Consider the following 22,320-nt stretch of genomic DNA (forward strand, 5'->3'; position numbering starts at 1 on the left):
GGAGCGGCCTTGTGTCGCGAAAGGGCCGCAAAGCGGCCCCCATTCACTCAGAACTTGTAATTGACACTGGCCACCACGTTGCGCTCGTCGCCGTAGTAGCAGTAGTACCCGTCACAGGTAGACAAGTAGTCCTTGTTGAACAGGTTCTTCGCATCCACGGCTACGGTCACCCCCTTGAGGGTGCTGTTCAGGCGGCCCAGGTCGTAGTGCACCGAAGCGTCGTACACGGTGTAGGACCCAACATGCCCCCAATCGGTGTTAGTGGTATTACCGTAGGTGTCGCCCACGTAGCGCACGCCAACGCCGACCCCGAACCCATCCAGTGGTCCGCTGTGCCAGGTGTAGTCAGCCCAGGCAGTAGCCTGGTTGCGCGGCACCTGCGCCATGCGCTTGCCTTTCTCGTCACTGGTGCCTTTGATGATTTCGCTGTCGTTGTAGGTGTACGAGCCCACCAGTTTGAGGTTCTCGGTCACATCCGAGGTAGCCTCCAACTCCAGGCCTTTTACGCGCACTTCGCCTACCTGGCGGGTGACACCACCCTCGGTCACCGACATGTTCTCCTGTGTCAGGTCGAACACAGCAGCGGTGAACAGGCTATTGCTGCCTGGAGGCTGGTACTTGATGCCCAGTTCGTATTGCTTGCCTTCGGTCGGTTCGAAGGCATCGGTGCTGTTGACGGTGGAACCGGTGGCAGCCTGGAACGACTCGGCATAGGAGATGTAAGGCGTCAGGCCGTTATCGAATACATAGCTGAGAGCTGCGTTACCACTGAACTTCTTGTCGCGTTGGGTGTTGGTTGCGTCGCCTTGATTGTGGAAGGTGGTGCCGGTGTGCACCCAGTCCTCACGGCCACCAAGGGTCAGGCGCCAGTTGTCCAACGCCATCTGGTCCTGGATATACAGGCCGGTCTGCTGGGTTTTCTGGTCGTAGTCGTACATGTCGAAGTACTGAACGTTTGAGAAATCCTGACCGTAGATGGGGTTGTGGATATTGCTCGGTGGCACACCCGCCGAACCCCAGCGCCAGCGGGCATTGCTGTCCGAGCGCTGGTGGTCGAGCCCCAGCAGCAGGGTATGGGCAACCTGCCCGGTCTGGAAGTCGGCCTGGAAGTTGTTGTCCAAGGCGAACTGGGAGATGTCCTCCTCGACGATACCGGCGGTGCGTTGCACGGTGCCATCGGCGCTGACAGCTTCGTCCGGGCCGGCTGGCCAGATCGAACCACCGGCGGTAATGCCCTTGAAGTCCAGTTCGTTACGCGCGTAGCGCAGGTTCTGACGGAACTGCCAGGTGTCGTTCAGGCGTGTTTCGAATGCATAGCCGAGGTGGTAGTAGGTGCGGTCGTAGGATTCCCAATCCGGGTCGCCCAGGTTCTTGTGGTGCGAAATCTTGCCTGCGGGGCTATCCAGTTTGGTGCCCTGCAGTGGCAGGAACTGGCCGGTGATGCCGGTGTCATCGCGGGTGTACTGGCTGATGAAAGTCAGCTTGGTGTCGTCGTTGATGTTCCAGGTCAGGCTGGGCGCGATGTTGTAGCGTTTGTCCGGGATGTGGTCTACCGGCGAACCGCTGTCACGCACGGTGCCGCTCACTCGGTACAGGAACTGGCCTGCATCGTCGAGCTTGCCAGTGCTGTCGAAGTTGATCTGCTTGTGGTTGTTGCTGCCAACCTGGGCTTCGACTTCGTGGCTGCTTTCCAATTGCGGCCGACGGCTGGTCATGTCCAGCAGGCCGCCTGGTGGAGTCTGGCCGTAGACCGAAGAGGCCGGGCCACGCAGCACGGCGATGCGCTCCAGGTTCCAGGGCTCGATCTTGGGGGTGGCGTAGTTGCCCTTGGGCAACGGCAGGCCATCGAGGAACTGGGTAGGCACAAAACCCCGTACCAGCAACCAGTCGCTGCGCGAGTCGGAACCATAGCCGCTGCTCTGCACGCCAGCGGTGTAGCGAAGGGCGTCGTTCAGGCTGAGCACCGGCCGGTCTTCCATCTGCTGGCGGGTGATCACGCTTACCGAGCGGGGAAGTTCGGCGATGGCGGTGTCGGTCTTGGTGCCTGCTGCTGTCCGGGTAGCGGTGTAACCCTCTACCGGTCCCCAGGCACTTTCATAGCTGGAAGTCGCATTGATCGCAGTCTCCGGCAACGCCAGTGTCCCTTCCGGCGTAGCCACCAGGCTGTAGCTGCCCACGCTGCTTTGCTGCAGCTGCAGGCCGGTGCCGCGCAGGGCGGCCTGCAGGGCACCAAGGCCATCGTACTGCCCGCTCACCGGGGCCGAGGTGCGGCCGCTGACCAGTGCCGGGTCGATGGCCAGGGCGATGCCGGACTGGCTGGCGATCTGGTTGAGAGTGGTGGCCAGCGGGGCGCTGGGCAGGTCGTAGGCGCGCTGAGCGGATTGCTCGGCGGCGAACAGGGCAGGGCTGGCCAATGGTGCGGTCACGGCGATGGCCAGGGCCATCAGGCTGGGGCGCAGGATACGATCAACAGCACGGGACATGCAGAGGCTCCTCGACGGATAAGTGCTTTCTGCTTCCTTGCCGAGCGAGATTTGAAAAGTGACAGGGCGAATCTGAAAAAAATTGAGAATTATTTGAAGTTGGATTTCGCCTGTACCGCCCCTTTCGCGGGCTTGCCCGCTCCCACAGGGATCGCGGGGGCTTTGAGGCTGGTGCAATCCTGTGGGAGCGGGTTTACCCGCGAAGAGGCCGGTGCAGGCCTACTTGGGAACGACGGTCACCCACCACGGCGTATGCCGCTCGACCTTCACCGGCAGTGCCGGCACCAGCGACGACAGCGCCAGGTCGGTATCGGTCAGCGGGAAGCTGCCGGTCACCCGCAGGTCGGCGACCTGGTCGTCTACCCCGAGGTAACCGCTGCGGTACTGGCCAAGCGTGGCCAGCAGGTCAGCCAGGCGCACGTTGTCCACCACCAGCATGCCGCGGGTCCAGGCATCGGCACCGGCTGGCACAGTGCCGATCCGGCCAAGGCCGTTGGCGTTCATCAGAACCTGCTGGCCTTCGCGCAGCACCTGTTCGTCGCCGCTGTTCAGCGGCATGGCGGCGACCGAGGCTTGCAGCACTTCCAGGCGCGTGCCGTCGTCCTCGCGGCGTACCAGGAAGCGCGTGCCCAATGGGCGCAGGCGGCCATCGTCGGTGCGCACCAGCAGCGGGCGCGGGTCCTGATGGCCGGTTTCGACCGAAATCTCGCCTTGGTGCAGCACGATCACCCGTTGCTTGCCGGCGTAGTCGATATCCACGGCCGTGTGGCTGTTCAGGCTCAACAAGGTGCCGTCTTCCAGGCGCAGGGTACGCAGTTCGCCGGTGGCGGTACGCTGGTCGGCCAGCCAGTAGCTCGGTGCCAGCGATGGTGCGCCGACCCAGGCCAGCAGCGAGCCCAGCAGCAACATGCCGGCCAGCCCGCCGCCGACCTTGCCGATACGTCGGCGCAGCCCGGCGCGCGATTGCAGCAGGGCCTGGCGTGCCGGGCCGGCAGCGGCGCTCACACGCTGGTCCATGGCGCCAAGTTGGCGCCAGGCGCGGGCATGCTCCTCGCTGGCGGCATGCCAGCGCATGAATTCGCTGCGCTCGTCAGGTGTGCCGCTGCCGTTGTCGAGGCTGAGTTTCCAGGCAATGGCGGCTTCCAGCACCCGGGACGAAACCGGTGAACTGCTCACGTCGGCTCCCCGTACAGGGCCACGTAGCACTGGCGCATGCCTTGGGCGATGTACTGGCGCACCCGCGAAACCGAAACCCCCATGCGCTCGGCGATTTCGGCATGGCTCATACCGTCCAGGCGATTGTGCAGGAATGCTGCGCGGGCCTTGCTCGAGAGCTTGCCGAGCAGGCGGTCGATGGCCTTGAGGTCCTCGAGGATCAGGTGTTGCACTTCCGGGGAAGGTTGTTCGGCTTCCGGCATCAGGGCCAGTTCGGCCAGGTAGGCCTGTTCCAGCGCGGCGCGGCGGAAGTGGTCGAACATCAGGCCCTTGGCCACGGCGGCCAGGAACGCGCGGGGTTCGCGGGGCGTATCCAGTTGCGCACGGCCGAGCAGGCGCACGAAGGTGTCCTGGCTCAGGTCTTCGGCACGTTGGCGGCAGGCCATGCTGCGTTGCAGCCAGGCGAGCAGCCAGCCGCGATGGTCGCGGTACAGCGCACCGACCAGATCGGCGTGTGGGCTCTGTGCAGAAGACAAGCAGCGTCCCCCCGGAACGAATGCATTAACTAACGATAATTATTCGCGATTGTTGCAGAGGGGAGGGGGTGGGTGCAATGGACGCTTATCGGATGGCCATCATCCAAGTCGTGCAGATGTTATGCCTGTGCTGGCCTCTTCGCGGGTAAACCCGCTCCCACAGGATCTCAGGGCATCAAAGGCAGTACAGTCCCTGTGGGAGCGGGTTTACCCGCGAAGAGGCCAGCAAGGGCGGTGAAAAGCTACAGGCCGTGGTTGTGCACCTTGCGCCTGCGCCACCCGCGCAAGCGCTGCTCCAGTTGCAGCGGGCTGTCCAACTGCTGGCGTCGGGCCTGGCTGAAAAGGATCAGCGCCAGTTCGGCGGTAACCAGCGCATCGGCGCTGGCGTGATGGCGCTCCTCGACCTGGAGGCCAAACCGCGCCACCCAGTCATCCAGCCCGGCCTCGCGCAGCACTGTGTCGGGGTTGAGCATCGGCGCCAGCTCGGCAACATCCAGGAAAGGTGACTGCAAGCGATAGCCCAGACTTTCCTTCAGCGCGCGGGCGAGCATGCGCTGGTCGAACGGCGCATGAAATGCCAACACCGGGCTGTTGCCGATGAAGTCGAGCAGATCGAGCAAGGCCTCGGCCGGGTCGCAACCGGCAGCCAGGGCACTCGGGCCCAGGCCGTGGATCAGCACGCTGGCGTTGGTCTTCTGCAAAGGCCGGTGCAAGGTGCGTTCGAACTGCTGGGCAAAGTCGATGGCGCCGTCTTCGATGGCGACGGCACCAACTGATAGCACCTGGTCACGGTTGGTGTTCAGACCGCTGGTCTCCAGGTCCAGCACCACCCAGCGTTGCTCGCGCAGGGTACACACCCCCAATGGCGCTGGCTTGGGCAGCCGGGCCAGGCGCTGGCGCGTGGCGTGGTCCAGTTCCGGCGCACTGGGGCGCAGCCAGGCGAACAGGCTCATAGCTGGTACCGCAAGGCCAGGCTGCTTTGCAGGCGCTGGGCCTGGCGCAGGGACTCGCGCAGGATGCGCCGGTCCAGGTGGTTGAGGCTGTCCGGGTCCAGGCGGTTGGAATAGGGCAGGTTGTCGCGGGTCTGGCGCTGGTGCTGCTGCATGCGCGTTTGCTGGATGAAGTGGTAGGCCTCTTCATACGCTGCGCCATCCAGTGCCTCGATCACACCCTTGGCCACGAGCTGGCGCAGGCGCTCCAAGGTATTGCAGGCACCGATGCCGTTGGCCAGGGCCAGCAGCCGCGCACCATCGACGAAGGGCGTCAGGCCCTGGACCTTGAGGTCGAGGGTGGCGGCCTTGTCGTTGCCCTGGCGGGTCAGCACGAACTCGCGCAGGCGGCCCACCGGCGGGCGCTGGCGCAGGGCGTTGTCAGCCATCATGCGCTGGAAGATGCGGTTGTCGGCCACCTGGTCCAGCAGGCCCTGGCGCAGCTGCTCGCAACCTTGCTCGTCGCCCCACACCACGCGCAGGTCGAAATAGATGCTCGAGCCCAGCAGGTTCTCCGGGCTGGCTTCGCGGACAAAACCGGCAAAACGCCGCGCCCATTCACTGCGCGACAGGCACAGCTCGGGGTTGCCGGCCATGACGTTGCCCTTGCACAGGGTGAAGCCGCACTGGGCCAGGCACTGGTTGATGTATTGCGCCAGCGGCAGCAGGCGTGCGCGGATGGCGTCGGCTTCGGCGCCGTCGGCGGCTTCGAAGAGGATGCCGTTGTCCTGGTCGGTGTGCAGGGTTTGTTCTCGTCGCCCCTCGCTGCCAAAGCACAGCCAGCTGAACGGCACGCCCGGGTCACCGCGCTCGGCCAGCGCCAGTTCGATCACCCGGCACACGGTGTGGTCGTTGAGCAGGGTGATGATCTGGGTGATCTGCGTGGAGGACGCGCCATGGGCCAGCATGCGCTCGACCAGCTGGCTGATTTCGCCACGCAGCGAGACCAGGGTATCCAGGCGTGGCGCATGGCGGATGGTGCGTGCCAGGTGCACCAGGTCGACCCGTTGCAGGGAGAACAGGTCGCGCTCCGAAACCACACCGCACAGGCGCTGGTTTTCCACCAGGCATACGTGGGCGATGTGCCGCTCGGTCATCGCCATGGCTGCGTCGAAGGCGCTGGCCTGGGGGCTGAGGTAGAACGGCTGGGCGGTCATGTGGCGTGCGATGGGTGCACCCAGGTCGGCATCGGCCGCAGCCACCACCTGGCGCAAGTCGCGCAGGGTGAAGATACCGGTGGGGTAGCGCTGCGGGTCGACCACCACGATGCTGCCGACCTGCTGCTCGTGCATCAGCCGCACGGCGTCGCGCAGGGGCGTGTCGGGGCTGCACACCACCGGGTGGCGCATGGCCAGTTCACCCAGTGGCGTGTTCAGCGAATACTGGGTGCCGAGGGTTTCCACCGCGCGCTGGCGTACCTGCTGGTTGACCTGGTCGAGCAGGCTGCTGACCCCGCGCAGGGCAAAATCCCGAAACACTTCCGACATCGAGAACACGCGGATGAACGCGGCCTTGTTCAGCTGCAGGCAGAAGGTGTCCTCACCTGCCAGATGCTCGGTGCGTGTCGCCCGTTCGCCGAGCAGGGCAGCCAGCGGGAAGCATTCGCCACTGGTGATCTCGAAGGTAGTCTCCACACCAGGTTTGACCAGATGCTGGCGTTCACCGACCACGCGGCCCTGCTTGACGATGTAGAAGTGCTCGACCGGCCCGTCGGCAGGTTTGACGATGCTTTCGCCGCTGGCATAGAAGCGCAGCTGGCACTGTTCGACCAGGTAGGCCAGGTGGCTGTGTTCCATCTGGTTGAACGGCGGAAAACGCTGCAGGAACTGCAAGGTGCCCTGGATGTTCTGCAGCACTGCCGTCCTGCCCGCCTGGCTGTAGGCGTCCTTTTTGCTCATGAAACTGACCGTATCGCTATGCCGAACTATATATCTATATATATAGGTGCCGGCCATGTTGTTCTCTGCCTCCATGGTCGGCTTGCGGCGGGATGGTGCCCATTGGACGTAAGTCTATGAGTGCCCCTGTCAAAGACCCGACGAAAGGCCAGCCGGGTTACGCAAGTTCTGCGGTCCTAATGCTGAAGCGGAAATTTTTTGACGAGATGAGCATGCCTGAGCAACACGACATCCTGAGCGACGCCGAGCGCGAGGCATTGGCCGTCGTAAGTGCGCCCGTGGCTGCCAAGCCGCTGGTGCTGGTGGTGGATGACAATGCGGTGAATCGTGAGGCGCTGATCCTGTACCTGAAAAGCAGGGGGATTGACTGTGTCGGGGCGGATGGGGCTGAGGAGGCCAGGCTGTACCTGCACTACCAGCAACGGATTGGCTTGATGATTACGGATTTGCGCATGCAACCCGAGGATGGCCTGGACCTGATCCGCAAGGTTCGCGAATCAGAGCGGGCGGCGTTGTCGATCATCGTGGTGTCGGGCGATACCGACGTTAAAGAGGCGGTGGACGTGATGCACCTGGGGGTTGTGGATTTTCTTCTGAAGCCGGTCGACCTGGACAGGCTGCTGGAGCTGGTGAAGAAAGAACTGCAGATCGCTTAGCTGAGGAGCCTGTTCCGGCCTCATCGCCGGCAAGCCAGCTCCCACAGGGACCGCACAGCGTTTGAGGCCTGTGCAGTCCCTGTGGGAGCTGGCTTGCCGGCGATTGGGCCGCAAAGCGGCCCGCTGTCGCAGATGTCGCTTACAGCCCGTTACGCGCCTTGAACTCGCGGCGACGGCGGTGCAGTACCGGCTCGGTATAGCCGTTCGGCTGCTTGCCACCTTCCACCACCAGTTCTACCGCCGCCTGGAACGCGACGTTGTCGTCGAAGTTCGGTGCCATCGGGCGGTACAGAGGGTCGCTGGCGTTCTGCTGGTCCACCACCACGGCCATGCGCTTGAGGCTTTCCAGCACCTGCTCCTGGCTGACCACGCCATGGCGCAGCCAGTTGGCCAGCAGCTGGGCCGAGATGCGCAGGGTGGCGCGGTCTTCCATCAGGCCGACGTTGTTGATGTCCGGCACCTTCGAGCAACCTACGCCCTGGTCGATCCAGCGCACCACGTAGCCGAGGATGCCCTGGGCGTTGTTGTCCAGTTCGTTGCGGATCTCTTCGGCCGACCAGTTGGTGTCGGCGGCCAGCGGGATGGCCAGGATGTCGTCCACCGACGCCGGGGTACGCGAAGCCAGTTCACGCTGACGTGCCTGTACGTCCACCTTGTGGTAGTGCAGGGCATGCAGGGTGGCGGCGGTCGGCGACGGCACCCAGGCGGTGTTGGCACCGGCCAGCGGGTGGGCGATCTTCTGCTCGAGCATGGCTGCCATCAGGTCGGGCATGGCCCACATGCCTTTGCCGATCTGCGCACGGCCTTGCAGGCCGGTGGCCAGGCCGACGTCGACGTTGTTGTTCTCGTAGGCACCGATCCACTTCTCGTTCTTCATGGCGCCCTTGCGCACCACGGCGCCGGCTTCCATCGAGGTGTGGATTTCATCGCCGGTGCGGTCGAGGAAGCCGGTGTTGATGAACACCACGCGCTCGGCTGCGGCCTTGATGCACGATTTGAGGTTGACCGTGGTACGGCGCTCCTCGTCCATGATGCCGACCTTGACGGTGTTGCGCTTCATGCCCAGCAGGTCTTCGACCTGGCTGAAGATCTCGGCGGCGAAGGCTACTTCCTCCGGGCCGTGCATCTTCGGCTTGACGATGTACACGCTGCCGGTGCGGGTGTTCTTGCGGCTGGTGTTGCCATTGAGGTTGTGCAGGGCGATCAGGTTGGTGAACAGGCCGTCCTGAATGCCTTCGGGGATTTCGTTGCCTTGGGCGTCGAGGATCGCCGGGTTGGTCATCAAGTGACCAACGTTGCGCACGAACAGCAGCGAACGGCCATGCAGGGTCACGCTACCGCCGTTGGGCGCGGCGTACTCGCGGTCCGGGTTCATGGTGCGGGTGAAGGTTTTGCCACCCTTGCTAACGCTTTCTGCCAGGTCGCCTTTCATCAGGCCCAGCCAGTTGCGGTAGACGATTACCTTGTCGTCGGCGTCGACGGCGGCAACCGAGTCTTCGCAGTCCATGATGGTGGTCAGCGCCGATTCCATCAGGATGTCTTTCACGCCGGCGGCGTCGGTGCTGCCGACCGAGGTGCTGGCGTCGACCTGGATTTCGAAGTGCAGGCCGTTGTGCTTGAGCAGCACGGCAGTCGGCGCAGCGGCATCGCCATGGAAGCCGATCAGCTGGGCATCGTCACGCAGGCCGCTGTTGCTGCCGCCTTTCAGGGCAACTACCAGCTTGCCGCCTTCGATGCGGTAGCCGGTGGAGTCGACGTGCGAGCCGGCCGCCAGTGGCGCGGCTTCGTCGAGGAAGGCGCGGGCGAAGGCGATGACCTTGTCGCCACGTACCTTGTTGTAGCCCTGGCCTTTCTCGGCGCCGCCTTCATCGCTGATGGCATCGGTGCCATACAGTGCGTCGTACAGCGAACCCCAACGGGCGTTGGCGGCGTTCAGGGCGAAGCGGGCGTTCATCACCGGTACGACCAGCTGCGGGCCGGCCATGTGGGCGATTTCTTCGTCCACGTTCTGGGTGGTTGCCTGGAAATCGTCGGCTTGTGGCAGCAGGTAGCCGATTTCCTGGAGGAATGCTTTGTAGGCTACGGCGTCGTGGGCCTGGCCTTTGCGTGCCTGGTGCCAGGCGTCGATCTTGGCTTGCAGCTCGTCGCGCTTGGCGAGCAGGGCTTTGTTCTTTGGAGCGAGGTCATTGATGATCTTCTCTGCACCGGCCCAGAACTGCTCGGCGACGATGCCGGTCCCTGGGATGGCTTCGTTGTTCACGAAGTCGTACAGGACCTTGGCGACCTGAAGGCCACCGACTTGAACGTATCCAGTCATTGCTTGCCTCACTCTGCTCAGCTATTTCGCTCTTCTGTATTAAGCCTGTAGCGCTTCTCTAAACACGGCACCAGTGCATGCCCCCGAGTAAAGCCCCGAGCGCGGCTGGGTGCGGCCTGCCAGACCGGCTGGCAGACAGTGTGCGTATTTTCACAGGCGCCTTGGCAGACATCCAAACGACGTTTTGTAGTCCGCGCCACGGGATACTACATGAAGCAGTAGGCGGGGCAAAATCAGACTAAAAGCGCCGTTATGCGACCCGTTGGTCGCGTATGGTCACGCTGGGAGTAAGTATGTTCGCAAAAAACAGGTGGATTGTTCCAGATAAATCTTGAAACAGTACACGATTCGTTGTGCGGATTGCCCTGCGGCAGGTTGCCGCGCCTTGCCTATACTGAGTCGATCCCCCGATTTTCTGCCGCACGGCGCGGTCCGACACGAGGAAGGGCTTGTGGATCATCTTGTACTGACTGTGATTGCCCCTGACAAGGCCGGCCAGGTCGAGCGCATTGCCCAGTGCATCGCCGACCACAGTGGCAATTGGCTGGAGAGCCGCATGTCGCGCATGGCCGGGCAGTTTGCCGGCATCCTGCGGGTGGCGGTGCCGGCGGAAAACTACGACGAGCTGGTGGCTTCGCTGCAAGGGTTGGTCCGATATGACATTCGCGTGCTGATCGCCGAGAGCGGCATCGAGCCGTCGTGCACCTGGAAGCCGATTGCCATGGAGCTGGTAGGTAATGACCGGCCAGGGATCGTGCGTGATATCACCCGTTTGCTGGCGGACCTTGGGGTGAACCTTGAGCGGTTTACCACTGAGGTGCGGCCGGCGCCCATGAGCAGCGAGCCGCTGTTCCATGCCGATGCCTTGCTGGCATTGCCGTTGACCCTGTCGCTGGAGGAATTGCAGCAGAAGCTGGAGAGCCTGGCGGACGACTTGATGGTGGAGTTGAAGCTGCGGCCGGAGGATTGATCCGAGATTGCCGGGGCCGCTTCGCGGCCCGTTCGCAGCACAAGGCTGCTCCTACAAGGATATGCATTCCCCTGTAGGAGGAGCCTTGTGCTGCGAATGGGCTGCAAAGCAGCCCCCTGCGGTTATCCCGATATCACGGGGAAGGCCCTGTGGATAACCTGGGGGTTCCCCTCTCCAGCCCAGGCCGCGCGCGCCTTGCACGGCCTTGATCAAAAAACACCCAAAAATCAGCAGCTTGTGCACAAAGCACGGGGACGAGGGTGTGGATAACCTTTGGAGATGTCTCTGCAGGCCACGAATCACAAGGCTTGCAGAGTTGTGATCATTTTCTGATCAACTACGCTTGCGCAAACTGACCCACGCATCGACGCTGTAGATCGCCAAACCTGCCCAGATGAACATGAACGCCACCAAAGTGCTCGGCGACAAGTGCTCATCGAACAGCAGCACCGCCTGCAGCAGCACCAGGGTCGGCGCCAGGTACTGCAGGAAGCCCAGCGTGGTGTACGGCAAGTGCCGCGCGGCAGCGTTGAAGCACACCAGCGGCACCAGTGTCACCGGCCCCGCAGCCATCAGCCATAACGCTTCGCTGCTGGTGTAGAACGCGCCCTGGGCACTTGTCGCCGCCGGATGCAGTAACAGCCAACCAAGGGCCAGCGGTACCAGCATCCAGGTTTCCACCACCAGGCCCGGCAGCGCCGCTACCGGTGCCTGTTTGCGAATCAGCCCATAGAAGCCGAAGCTCAGCGCCAGTACCAGCGACACCCATGGCAGGCTGCCCACCTGCCACACCTGCTGAGCCACACCCACGGCGGCCATGGCCACGGCCAGCCATTGCAACCGACGCAGGCGCTCGCCAAGAATCAGCATGCCCAGCAGCACATTGATCAGCGGGTTGATGTAGTAACCCAGGCTGGCCTCGAGCATGCGCCCGTTGTTCACCGACCATACGTAGGTCAGCCAGTTGCCGGCGATCAGCGCCCCGCTCAGGGCCAGGATGCCCAGCCGGCGCGGGTTGTCACGCAGTTCACGCCACCAGCCGGGGTGTTTCCACACCAGTAGCAGCAGCGAGCCGAACAGTGCCGACCACAGCACCCGGTGGACAATGATCTCCACCGCCGGAACGCTCTGGATTGCCTTGAAGTACAGGGGGAAAAGACCCCAGATGATGTAGGCGCTGAGGCCCAGTAGGTACCCGCGACGCGGGTTTGCGGCGTGCATGCAGAATCCTTGCTTAGGTAGCTAAATAAAGCGACGCCTATTGTAGACAGAGGCGGGCGTGCTTCTAGAACAATTTCAGCGGCGCTTCATCCAGTGCGGCCATTTGCTCGCGCAGGGCGAGAATCTGGTCTCCCCAGTAGCGTGGCTGGCCGAACCAGGGGAAGCTCGGCGGGAATGCCGGATCGTCCCAGCGCCGCGCCAGCCAGGCGCTGTAGTGCAGCTGGCGCAGGGCGCGCAAGGGTTCGATCAGGGCCAGCTCGCGCGGGTCGAAATCGTGGAACTCGTTGTAGCCGTCGATCAGTTCGGCCAGTTGGCCCAGGCGCTCCTCGCGGCTGCCGGCCAGCATCATCCACAAGTCCTGCACCGCCGGGCCCATGCGGCAGTCGTCGAGGTCGACCACGTGGTACACCTCGTCGCGGTGCATCAGGTTGCCGGGGTGCAGGTCGCCATGCAGGCGGATGAGCTTGTGCGGGGTGCGGGCATAGATGTCCTCCACTCGCTTGAGCAGGTCGCGGGCCACCGATTCGAACGCCGGCAGCAGTTCGCGAGGGACGAAATCGCCTTCCAGCAGGGTATTCAGCGAGGCGTGGCCGAAGTTGTCCACAGCCAGCGCTTCGCGGTGCTCGAACGGTTTGCTGGCGCCCACGGCATGCAGGCGGCCGAGCAACTGGCCAAGACGGTAGAGCTGGTCGAGGTTGCCCGGCTCTGGCGCGTGGCCGCCGCGGCGCGGGAACAGGGTGAAGCGGAAGCCCTGGTGTTCGAACAGGGTGCGGCCGTCGTGCTGCAGCGGGGCGACCACCGGCACTTCGCATTCGGCCAGTTCGGCAGTGAAGCTGTGCTCTTCGAGGATGGCCGCGTCGCTCCAGCGGCCTGGGCGGTAGAACTTGGCGATCAGCGGTTGCGCGCCCTCGATGCCCACCTGGTAGACGCGGTTTTCGTAGCTGTTCAGCGCCAGCACCCGGGCATCGCTGAGAAAGCCCAGGCTTTCCATGGCGTCCAGGACCAGGTCGGGGGTGAGGGTATCGAAGGGGTGGGACATGGGGGCTCCGGGGATAGGCGGCGTGGGGACCATGGTAACGCGTTATGCCTGTACCGGCCTCTTCGCGGGTAAACCCGCGAACCGCGCAAAGCGCGGCCAGGCTATGCAGGAATCCCAAGCAATACATAAGAGGGATGAAATTGAACCCGCACCGAACTGCCTGCTGCCACCCGCTGCCCAGCCAACCAATCCGTCTCGGCAAACGCACACAACGTCTGCCCATTCCCCAACGCCAACCGGACCTCACCAGGCCCATCAGCCTCCGCCAGCACCTCCTCCACCGTCGCCCGTAGGCAATTGCTATCCGCTTCGGCCTGTTCCTCGTCGGCCAGCAACCTCACCCACCCCGCCTTGAGCAGCGCCACTACCGTCGTCCCCAGCGTCAGTTCCAGCCGTGCGGTGCTGTCGTGGGTGATCAACGCCTCGATCTCCAACCCTCCGCCCAACGCCAGGCTGACGCGATCATGTCGTCCCTCGCGGCGCAGGCCGCTGACCTGGCCCTGCAACTGGTTGCGCGCGCTGGTACGCAGCATCAGCCGGCCGAGCAGGTCGAGGTCGCTGGACTCTTCGGCCGCTTCGAGGATTTGCGCCTGAAGGGCCTGCAGCCTCTGGTACAGGCGCAGCACCCGCTGGCCTTCCGGCGACAGACGGGCACCACCGCCACCACGCCCGCCGGTACTGCGCTCGACAAGGGGCTGGCTGGCCAGGTTGTTGAGTTCGTCGATGGCGTCCCAGGCGGCCTTGTAGCTGATGCCCGCAGCCTTGGCGGCGCGGGTGATCGAACCTTCTTCGGCAATGTGCTGCAGCAACGCGATGCGCTGGGGGCGGCGGGCGATGTGCTGGGTGAGGTGAGGGGGCAGGGACATGGGCATTCGGTCATTGTAAGTGGCAGCGAAGTGTAGCTTGTGTGGGAGCGGCCTTGTGTCGCGAAAGGGCTGTGTAGCAGCCCCAGCGATTTTTGCTGTGGCAGAGATCCTGGGGCTGCTACGCAGCCCTTTCGCGACACAAGGCCGCTCCCACAAGTCATACATACCCCGGCTTGGCCGTACGCGCCAGGCAATACACATCCACCCGCCGCGCACCGGCCTTGCGCAGCACTTCGGCAACCGCCTGCGCGGTCGCACCGGTGGTCAACACGTCATCGACAATGGCGACATGCTTGCCCGTCAGCTTGCCCGTGACGGTAAACGCCTGGCGCAAGTTGCGTCGCCTGGCTTTGGCGTCCAGTTGTTGCTGCGCAGGTGTCTCCCGTGTGCGCAGCAGCAACCGCTCGTCGCAACGTACCCCCACGTGCGACGACAGCCAGCGCCCGAGCATCCCCGCCTGGTTGAACCCCCGCTCCCGTAGTCGACGTTTGGCCAAGGGTACAGGCAACAACAGGTCGGGGCGCGGCAGCCCTTCGGTAAAGCCGTGCAGCAGCCCATGCGCGAGCAATTCGGCCATCAGGCGCCCCAAGGGCCACTGGCGGTTGTGCTTGAAACGGCTGATCAGCGTGTCCACCGGAAAGCCGAAATGCCACAGTGCAAGCACCTGCTCGAAGGCCGGTGCGCGGCGCTGGCACTGAGCGCAAGTCAGGCCGGCCATCGGCAATGGCAGGGCGCAGCGCAGGCAATGATCGCCCAGCCAGGGCAGTTCCTGCTCGCAGGCGACGCACAGCGGGTAGGCCTGCTCGGCAGATTCATCGCACAGCAAACACGGTTGATTAATAAGTGAGCACTTGTAAACCAGTCTTTTCCAGTGTGGTTGACAGTTCATAGGCCTTCCATGACTATGCGAGCTATCCGTGATGCGCTGGCGGGCTTTCCTGTCCCGGCGCCTGCTTCAGCCTAAACAAGGAAACGCCAATGAGCGCCAGCACAACTGCAACAACACGTCACGACTGGTCCCTGGCCGAGGTCAAGGCGCTATTCCAGCAACCGTTCAATGACCTGCTGTTCCAGGCGCAGACCGTGCACCGCGCGCATTTCGACCCGAACCGCGTGCAGGTTTCGACCCTGTTGTCGATCAAGACCGGCGCCTGCCCGGAAGATTGCAAATATTGTCCACAGTCCGGCCACTACAACACCGGGCTGGAAAAACAGAAGCTGATGGAAGTGCAGAAGGTGCTGGAAGAAGCTGCCCGCGCCAAAGCCATCGGTTCTACACGCTTCTGCATGGGCGCGGCGTGGAAGCACCCGTCGGCCAAAGACATGCCCTACGTGCTGGAGATGGTCAAAGGCGTGAAGGCCATGGGCCTGGAAACCTGCATGACCCTCGGCAAGCTCGACCAGGAGCAGACCAAGGCCCTGGCCCAGGCCGGCCTGGACTACTACAACCACAACCTCGACACCTCGCCTGAGTTCTACGGCAGCATCATCACCACCCGCACCTACAGCGAGCGCCTGCAGACCCTGGCCTACGTGCGCGATGCCGGGATGAAGATCTGCTCCGGCGGCATCCTCGGCATGGGCGAGTCGCTGGACGACCGCGCCGGCCTGCTGATCCAGCTGGCCAACCTGCCCGAGCACCCGGAGTCGGTACCGATCAACATGCTGGTCAAGGTGGCCGGTACGCCGCTGGCCGAGGAAGAAGACGTCGACCCGTTCGACTTCATCCGCATGCTGGCCGTGGCCCGTATCCTCATGCCCAAGTCGCACGTGCGCCTGTCCGCCGGCCGCGAGCAGATGAACGAGCAGATGCAGGCCCTGGCCTTCATGGCTGGCGCCAACTCGATCTTCTACGGCGAAAAACTGCTGACCACCGCCAACCCGCAGGCCGACAAGGACATGCAGCTGTTCGCACGCCTGGGCATCAAGCCCGAAGCGCGTGAAGAGCACGCCGACGAAGTGCACCAGGCGGCCATCGAGCAGGCGCTGGTCGAGCAGCGCAGCAGTGAGATGTTCTACAACGCCGCGACAGCCTGAAATGGCCTTTGACCTGGCGGCGCGCCTGGCCGAACGGCGCGCCGCAGACCTGTATCGGCAGCGGCCACTGCTGGAAAGCCCGCAGGGGCCGGAAGTGGTGGTCGATGGCCAGCGTTTGTTGGCCTTCTGCAGCAATGACTACCTGGGCCTGGCCAACCATCCCGAGGTGATTGCCGCTTGGCAGGCCGGCGCCGAGCGCTGGGGTGTCGGTGGCGGTGCCTCGCACCTGGTGATCGGCCACAGTACGCCGCACCACCAGGTGGAAGAGGCCTTGGCCGAACTCACCGGGCGCCCGCGCGCGCTGCTGTTCTCCACCGGCTACATGGCCAACCTGGGCGCCATCACCGCGCTGGTGGGGCAGGGCGACACGGTGCTGCAGGACCGCCTGAACCACGCTTCGCTGCTGGATGGCGGGTTGCTCAGTGGTGCCCGTTTCAACCGCTACCTGCACAACGACCCAGCCAGCCTGGCCAGCCGCCTGGACAAGGCCGTCGGCAATACCCTGGTAGTGACCGATGGCGTGTTCAGCATGGACGGCGACCTGGCCGACTTGCCGGCGCTGGCCGATGTCGCCCGCGCTCGCGGTGCCTGGCTGATGGTTGACGATGCCCATGGCTTGGGCACCCTCGGCACCCAGGGCGGCGGTATCGTCGAGCACTTCGGTCTGGGTGTTGAGGATGTGCCGGTGTTGATCGGTACGCTGGGCAAGGCTTGTGGTTCCGCCGGTGCCTTTGTGGCCGGCAGCGAAGAGCTGATCGAGGCGCTGGTGCAGTTCGCCCGCCCGTACATCTATACGACCAGCCAGCCACCGGCGCTGGCCTGCGCCACCCTCAAGAGCCTGGAATTGCTGCGCCGCGAAACCTGGCGCCGCGAGCACCTGGCCGCGCTGATCCGCCAGTTCCGTGAAGGTGCGCAGCAGATCGGCCTGGAGTTGATGGACAGCCCGACGCCGATCCAGCCCATCGTCATCGGCGACAGCGCAAAGGCCCTGCGCCTGTCACGCATGCTGCGCGAGCGCGGCTTGCTGGTGACGGCCATCCGCCCGCCCACCGTGCCGGCGGGCAGCGCACGTCTGCGGGTGACATTGAGCGCCGCGCACAGCGAGGCGCAGGTGCAGCTATTGTTGAATGCATTGGCCGAGTGTTATCCACAGTTGGAGAGCGCCGATGCGTAATCGACTTGTTCTGTTGCCTGGCTGGGGCTTGGGCACTGCTTCCCTGGAGCCGCTGGCCGCCAGCCTGCGTGCCCAGGACGCCCGCCTGCAGGTAGAGCTGGTGCCCTTGCCGGAACTGGCCCACAGCGATGTGCAGGCCTGGGTCGACCACCTCGACCGCAAGCTGCCGAGTGATGTCTGGCTGGGTGGCTGGTCGTTAGGCGGCATGCTGGCCAGCGCGCTGGCGCACAAGCGCGGCGACCATTGCTGCGGCCTGCTGACCCTGGCCAGCAACCCCAGTTTCGTGGCTCGCCCCGACTGGCCCCACGGCATGGCCGAAGACACTTTTGGCACCTTCCTCGACGGCTGCCGCAGCCATACCCAGGTCACCCTGAAGCGCTTCCGTACCTTGTGCAGTGACGGTGCCCTGCAACCGCGCACCCTGCTGCGCCAACTGGGTGTCGGCGTACCGGATACCGACCCGCTGTACCTGGCCACCGGCCTTGAAGTGCTGGCCAAGCTGGATACCCGCGAAGCACTGCAGGCCTACGGTGGCCCGCAACTGCACCTGTTCGCCGGCAGCGATGCGCTGGTGCCGGCAGAGGCGGCAAAGGCGCTGAGCGAGCTGCTGCCCGATGTGGAAGTGGGCCTGGTCGAAGAAAGCTCCCACGCGTTCCTGCTGGAATACCCGCAGGAACTGGCGGCGGGCATCAAGAGTTTCCTGCATGAGAGTGGCGATGACTGACCTTTCCCGTCCGACCCTGCCCGGCGCGCTGCCCGACAAGCGCCAGGTAGCGGCCTCGTTCTCCCGCGCCGCAGCCAGCTACGACAGCGTGGCAGCCTTGCAGCGTGCGGTGGGTTCGAGCTTGCTGGAGCAGTTGCCGGAAGGCCTGCAGCCGTCACGCTGGCTGGACCTGGGCAGCGGCACCGGTCATTTCAGCAGGGCGTTGGCCGAGCGGTTCACCCAGGCCAGCGGCGTTGCGGTGGATATCGCCGAAGGCATGTTGTGCCATGCTCGCAACGAACAGGGCGGGGCGCTCTATCATGTGGCCGGTGACGCCGAGCGTTTGCCGCTGCGTGATGCCAGTGTCGACCTGGTGTTCACCAGCCTGGCCGTGCAGTGGTGCGGCCAGTTCGCCAGCGTGCTGGCAGAAGCGCTGCGAGTGCTTCGCCCGGGCGGCGTGCTGGCCTTCAGCAGTTTGTGTGTGGGTACCCTCGATGAACTGCGCGCCAGTTGGCAGGTGGTGGATGGCCTGGTGCATGTGAACCGCTTCCGCCGTTTCGAGGACTATCAGCGTCTGTGCGCAGCCAGCGGCTTCGAGCAGCTTGGGCTGCAGCGCTGCCCGCACGTGTTGCACTACCCGGATGTACGCAGCCTGACCCATGAGCTCAAGGCACTCGGCGCCCACAACCTGAACCCTGGCCGGCCTTCCGGGCTTACCGGCCGGGCCCGCATGCAGGGCCTGCTGCAGGCTTACGAGGCGTTTCGCCAGCCCGAGGGGCTGCCAGCCACCTACCAGGTGGTCTATGGTGTGTTGCGCAAGCCACAGGCTTAAGGGGAGCGAGATGAGCCAGGCGTATTTCATTGCCGGTACCGATACCGATGTTGGCAAGACCACCATCGCTGCCGGGCTGTTGCATGCGGCACGGTCGCAAGGCTTGAGCACGCTGGGGGCCAAGCCGGTGGCCTCCGGTTGCACGATGACGCCCAAAGGCTTGCGCAACAGCGACGCTCAGGCGCTGATTGATGAAAGCACGATCAAGCTGCCCTACGAGCAGGTCAACCCGTTTGCCTTCGAACCTGCGATTGCGCCGCATGTGGCAGCACGTGAAGCAGGGGTGACGCTGGCCGTGTCGGACCTGCTGGCGGCGATGCGGAATGTGCTGCAACAAAATGCCGATTTCACCCTGATCGAGGGAGCCGGAGGCTGGCGCGTGCCGTTGTCGGGGCTGGAAAACCTGTCCGACCTTGCGGTGGCCCTGCGGTTGCCGGTGATTCTGGTGGTCGGTGTGCGGCTCGGCTGTATCAGCCATGCCTTGTTAAGCGCTGAGGCGATCGAGCGTGACGGGCTGCAATTGGCGGGATGGGTGGCGAACATCATCGAGCCGCGTACTTCGCGCCTGGAAGAGAACCTGGCCAGCCTGGCCGAGCGTTTGCCGGCGCCATGCCTGGGGCGGGTGCCCAAATTGAAGCAGGCCAGTGCCGACATGGTGGCTGAACACCTTCAGCTGGATCTGCTGGATTAACCGTTTCCAGGCCTGGCCCTTTCGCGGGCTTGCCCGCTCCCACAGGTACAGCGCAGGGTCCAGATATTGTGCGGACCCTGTGGGAGCGGGCAAGCCCGCGAAGAGGCCGGTACAGGAATACCCAAGGCCTATCAAATGGCATCAGGCCATTAGGGATTTAAACGGGCCTTTTCACCCCTGGCCTGCTTTAATTGAGCCTGTTCGTCATCCAGCGTCAATGGAGTCCTGACATGGAAATCACCGGTAGCTCCGCCTATTACGCGGGCCTGAGCGCAATCCAGACCGGCCAGAACCGCGTCGATCAGGCTGCCAGCCAGATCGCCAGCACCACCGCCGAACGTAGCGCCACCAGCCAGTCTAGCGATTTTCAGGCCGAACGCCTGCGCGCGGTCGACCGCAGCCAGCAGATGGACCTGGCCACCAGCACCGTGCAGCTGGCCGTGGGCAAACTCGAAGTCGAGCTTGGCGCAAAGGTCGCCAAGGCATCCGACGAAATGCTCGGCCGGATCATCGACACCTACGCCTGACAGGGCGCTCACCCGATTTACACGCAGCCCCTGTGGGAGCGGGCGTGCCCGCGAATGCGTCAGATCAGGCATCTCTACTGCCTGGCCTGACCCTTTCGCGGGCACGCCCGCTCCCACAGGGGCGTCTTTATTTTTCAAGGCTTGGCATGAATGCCATTTTCCGTGGCGTAAATGGCGCCATAGTCCATCCTTGACATAAGGCGGAGCTAAACGTAAGTTTCAAACAACTGTTTGATCGACGGCCGCCACGTGCTGGTCACCCCCACAGAACTCACCTAGAGGTTCATCGCAATGCCTGATTACAAAGCCCCCTTGCGTGATATCCGCTTCGTTCGCGACGAGCTGCTCGGCTATGAGGCGCACTATCAGAGCCTGCCGGGTTGCCAGGACGCCACGCCCGACATGGTCGACGCGATCCTCGAAGAAGGCGCGAAGTTCTGTGAGCAGGTGCTGTCGCCGCTGAACCGCGTGGGTGACCAGGAAGGCTGCACCTGGAGCGAGTCGGGCGTTAAAACCCCGACCGGCTTCAAAGCGGCCTACGAACAGTTCGTAGAAGGCGGCTGGCCGAGCCTGGCGCATGACGTCGAGCACGGCGGCCAGGGTCTGCCGGAGTCGCTGGGCCTGGCGCTGAGCGAAATGGTCGGCGGTGCGAACTGGTCGTGGGGCATGTACCCGGGCCTGTCCCATGGCGCGATGAACACCATATCTGCGCACGGCACCCCCGAGCAGCAGCACACCTACCTGACCAAGCTGGTATCCGGCGAGTGGACTGGCACCATGTGCCTGACCGAGCCGCACTGCGGTACCGACCTGGGCATGCTGCGCACCAAGGCCGAGCCACAGGCCGACGGTAGCTACAAGGTGTCGGGTACCAAGATTTTCATTTCGGCCGGTGAGCACGACATGGCCGACAACATCGTCCATATCGTCCTGGCCCGCCTGCCGGACGCACCAGCCGGCACCAAGGGTATCTCGCTGTTCATCGTGCCGAAGTTCCTGCCCAACGCCGAAGGCGGTGTGGGCGAGCGCAACGGCGTGAGCTGCGGCTCGATCGAACACAAGATGGGTATCCACGGCAACGCCACCTGCGTGATGAACTTCGACGGCGCTACCGGCTACCTGATCGGCCCGGCCAACAAAGGCCTGAACTGCATGTTCACCTTCATGAACACCGCTCGCCTGGGTACCGCGCTGCAAGGCCTGGCCCACGCCGAGGTAGCGTTCCAGGGTGGCCTGAAGTACGCCCGTGAGCGCCTGCAGATGCGCTCCCTGACCGGCCCGAAAGCACCGGACAAGGCTGCTGACCCGATCATCGTCCATCCGGACGTGCGTCGCATGCTGCTGACCATGAAGGCCTTCGCCGAAGGCAACCGCGCGATGGTGTACTTCACTGCCAAGCAGGTGGACATCGTCAAGTACAGCCAGGATGAAGAAGAGCGCAAGAAGGCCGATGCCCTGCTGGCGTTCCTGACCCCGATCGCCAAGGCGTTCATGACCGAGGTCGGCTTCGAAGCCGCCAACCATGGCGTGCAGATCTACGGTGGCCACGGCTTCATCGCCGAATGGGGCATGGAGCAGAACGTGCGCGACAGCCGCATTTCCATGCTGTACGAAGGCACCACCGGCATCCAGGCCCTGGACCTGCTCGGCCGCAAGGTGCTGATGACCCAGGGCGAAGCGCTGAAGGGCTTCACCAAGATCGTGCACAAGTTCTGCCAGGCGCAGGAAGGCAACGAAGCGGTCAAGGAGTTCGTCGAACCGCTGGCGGCTCTGAACAAGGAATGGGGCGAGCTGACCATGAAAGTGGGTATGGCCGCCATGAAGGACCGCGAAGAAGTGGGTGCGGCCTCGGTCGATTACCTGATGTATTCCGGCTACGCCTGCCTGGCCTACTTCTGGGCCGACATCGCCCGCCTGGCGGCCGAGAAACTGGCTGCCGGCACCAGCGAAGAAGCGTTCTACACCGCCAAGTTGCAGACCGCGCGCTTCTACTTCCAGCGCATCCTGCCGCGTACCCGTACCCACGTGGCGACCATGCTGTCGGGTGCCAACAACCTGATGGCGATGGACGAAGAGAGCTTCGGCCTGTCGTACTGATCCTGCCGTTGTAAAACGAAACCCGCCTGCCTTCACCGGCAGGCGGGTTTTTTCATTCTGCAGCCTGATGCCTATCTCTTTGTAGGAGCAGCCTTGTGCTGCGAATAGGCCATAGCTGCCACAGAAAAT

Annotated in this window: 19 protein-coding genes; 9 read left to right on the top strand and 10 right to left on the bottom strand. The window is 63.9% G+C overall.

Annotated elements, in window-relative coordinates; translation table 11 throughout:
- Positions 1–47 precede the first annotated feature (47 nt).
- From E5221_RS02235 to E5221_RS02255, 5 genes are all read right to left on the bottom strand, one after another.
- On the bottom strand, positions 48–2,483 hold the full coding sequence (locus tag E5221_RS02235) for a TonB-dependent siderophore receptor (protein WP_247846810.1): 2,436 nt from the start codon (positions 2,481–2,483) through the stop codon (positions 48–50).
- Positions 2,484–2,702: 219 nt separating this feature from the next.
- Positions 2,703–3,659, bottom strand: coding sequence for a FecR family protein (locus E5221_RS02240; protein ID WP_247846811.1), 957 nt, complete (start codon positions 3,657–3,659; stop codon positions 2,703–2,705).
- A complete protein-coding gene (locus E5221_RS02245) occupies positions 3,656–4,174 on the bottom strand; it encodes an RNA polymerase sigma factor (RefSeq protein WP_015268687.1) in 519 nt (172 codons plus the stop codon). Before E5221_RS02245 ends, E5221_RS02240 begins: the two co-directional genes overlap by 4 nt.
- Positions 4,175–4,416: 242 nt before the next feature.
- Positions 4,417–5,127, bottom strand: a complete 711-nt coding sequence (locus tag E5221_RS02250) for a 3'-5' exonuclease (protein ID WP_039613220.1) — start codon at positions 5,125–5,127, stop codon at positions 4,417–4,419.
- Positions 5,124–7,061: a DUF294 nucleotidyltransferase-like domain-containing protein gene (locus E5221_RS02255; RefSeq protein WP_247846812.1), complete on the bottom strand. Its 1,938-nt coding sequence runs from the start codon at positions 7,059–7,061 to the stop codon at positions 5,124–5,126. The genes E5221_RS02250 and E5221_RS02255 overlap by 4 nt, the downstream gene beginning before the upstream one ends.
- 116 nt (positions 7,062–7,177) lie before the next feature.
- Here E5221_RS02255 and E5221_RS02260 point away from each other — a divergent pair, with 116 nt between their 5' ends.
- Positions 7,178–7,717, top strand: a complete 540-nt coding sequence (locus E5221_RS02260) for a response regulator (RefSeq protein ID WP_039613222.1) — start codon at positions 7,178–7,180, stop codon at positions 7,715–7,717.
- 139 nt (positions 7,718–7,856) lie between these two features.
- Here E5221_RS02260 and E5221_RS02265 read toward each other — a convergent pair whose 3' ends face one another.
- A complete protein-coding gene (locus tag E5221_RS02265; RefSeq protein ID WP_247846813.1) occupies positions 7,857–10,034 on the bottom strand; it encodes a malate synthase G in 2,178 nt (725 codons plus the stop codon).
- Between the two features lie 451 nt (positions 10,035–10,485).
- Between E5221_RS02265 and E5221_RS02270 the strand changes: the two genes are divergently transcribed.
- On the top strand, positions 10,486–11,004 hold the full coding sequence (locus E5221_RS02270) for an ACT domain-containing protein (RefSeq protein ID WP_061550883.1): 519 nt from the start codon (positions 10,486–10,488) through the stop codon (positions 11,002–11,004).
- A 333-nt stretch (positions 11,005–11,337) separates the two neighbouring features.
- Here the strand turns inward: E5221_RS02270 and rarD are convergent, their stop codons facing one another.
- The 4 genes from rarD to E5221_RS02290 all read right to left on the bottom strand — a co-directional run bounded on the left by rarD (position 11,338) and on the right by E5221_RS02290 (position 15,019).
- Positions 11,338–12,225 carry an EamA family transporter RarD gene (gene rarD / locus E5221_RS02275; RefSeq protein ID WP_015268692.1) on the bottom strand — a complete coding sequence of 296 codons (888 nt, stop codon included), beginning with the start codon at positions 12,223–12,225 and terminating at the stop codon, positions 11,338–11,340.
- Positions 12,226–12,289: 64 nt separating this feature from the next.
- Positions 12,290–13,264 carry a serine/threonine protein kinase gene (locus tag E5221_RS02280; protein WP_247846814.1) on the bottom strand — a complete coding sequence of 325 codons (975 nt, stop codon included), beginning with the start codon at positions 13,262–13,264 and terminating at the stop codon, positions 12,290–12,292.
- A gap of 101 nt (positions 13,265–13,365) precedes the next feature.
- Positions 13,366–14,130: a TOBE domain-containing protein gene (locus E5221_RS02285; RefSeq protein ID WP_085721482.1), complete on the bottom strand. Its 765-nt coding sequence runs from the start codon at positions 14,128–14,130 to the stop codon at positions 13,366–13,368.
- 157 nt (positions 14,131–14,287) lie between these two features.
- Entirely contained in the window at positions 14,288–15,019 is a 732-nt protein-coding gene (locus E5221_RS02290) for a ComF family protein (RefSeq protein ID WP_247846815.1), read from the bottom strand.
- A gap of 89 nt (positions 15,020–15,108) precedes the next feature.
- Here E5221_RS02290 and bioB point away from each other — a divergent pair, with 89 nt between their 5' ends.
- The 7 genes from bioB to E5221_RS02325 all read left to right on the top strand — a co-directional run bounded on the left by bioB (position 15,109) and on the right by E5221_RS02325 (position 22,191).
- Positions 15,109–16,167: a biotin synthase BioB gene (gene bioB, locus E5221_RS02295; protein WP_013970556.1), complete on the top strand. Its 1,059-nt coding sequence runs from the start codon at positions 15,109–15,111 to the stop codon at positions 16,165–16,167.
- Between the two features lies 1 nt (position 16,168).
- Positions 16,169–17,341, top strand: a complete 1,173-nt coding sequence (bioF, locus tag E5221_RS02300; protein ID WP_247846816.1) for an 8-amino-7-oxononanoate synthase — start codon at positions 16,169–16,171, stop codon at positions 17,339–17,341.
- Positions 17,334–18,065 carry an alpha/beta fold hydrolase gene (locus E5221_RS02305; RefSeq protein WP_039613229.1) on the top strand — a complete coding sequence of 244 codons (732 nt, stop codon included), beginning with the start codon at positions 17,334–17,336 and terminating at the stop codon, positions 18,063–18,065. The genes bioF and E5221_RS02305 overlap by 8 nt, the downstream gene beginning before the upstream one ends.
- A complete protein-coding gene (bioC, locus tag E5221_RS02310; RefSeq protein WP_023662347.1) occupies positions 18,058–18,876 on the top strand; it encodes a malonyl-ACP O-methyltransferase BioC in 819 nt (272 codons plus the stop codon). The genes E5221_RS02305 and bioC overlap by 8 nt, the downstream gene beginning before the upstream one ends.
- A 10-nt stretch (positions 18,877–18,886) precedes the next feature.
- Positions 18,887–19,567: a dethiobiotin synthase gene (gene bioD / locus E5221_RS02315; protein ID WP_013970560.1), complete on the top strand. Its 681-nt coding sequence runs from the start codon at positions 18,887–18,889 to the stop codon at positions 19,565–19,567.
- A gap of 230 nt (positions 19,568–19,797) precedes the next feature.
- The gene (locus E5221_RS02320) at positions 19,798–20,094 is read left to right on the top strand and encodes a hypothetical protein (protein WP_003258614.1); all 297 of its coding nucleotides are present in this window, start codon (positions 19,798–19,800) and stop codon (positions 20,092–20,094) included.
- A gap of 291 nt (positions 20,095–20,385) precedes the next feature.
- The gene (locus tag E5221_RS02325; RefSeq protein ID WP_102083373.1) at positions 20,386–22,191 is read left to right on the top strand and encodes a phenylacyl-CoA dehydrogenase; all 1,806 of its coding nucleotides are present in this window, start codon (positions 20,386–20,388) and stop codon (positions 22,189–22,191) included.
- The last annotated feature ends 129 nt before the right edge of the window (positions 22,192–22,320 follow it).

The organism is Pseudomonas sp. A2 (assembly GCF_023100865.1).
Taxonomy (GTDB): domain Bacteria; phylum Pseudomonadota; class Gammaproteobacteria; order Pseudomonadales; family Pseudomonadaceae; genus Aquipseudomonas; species Aquipseudomonas asiatica.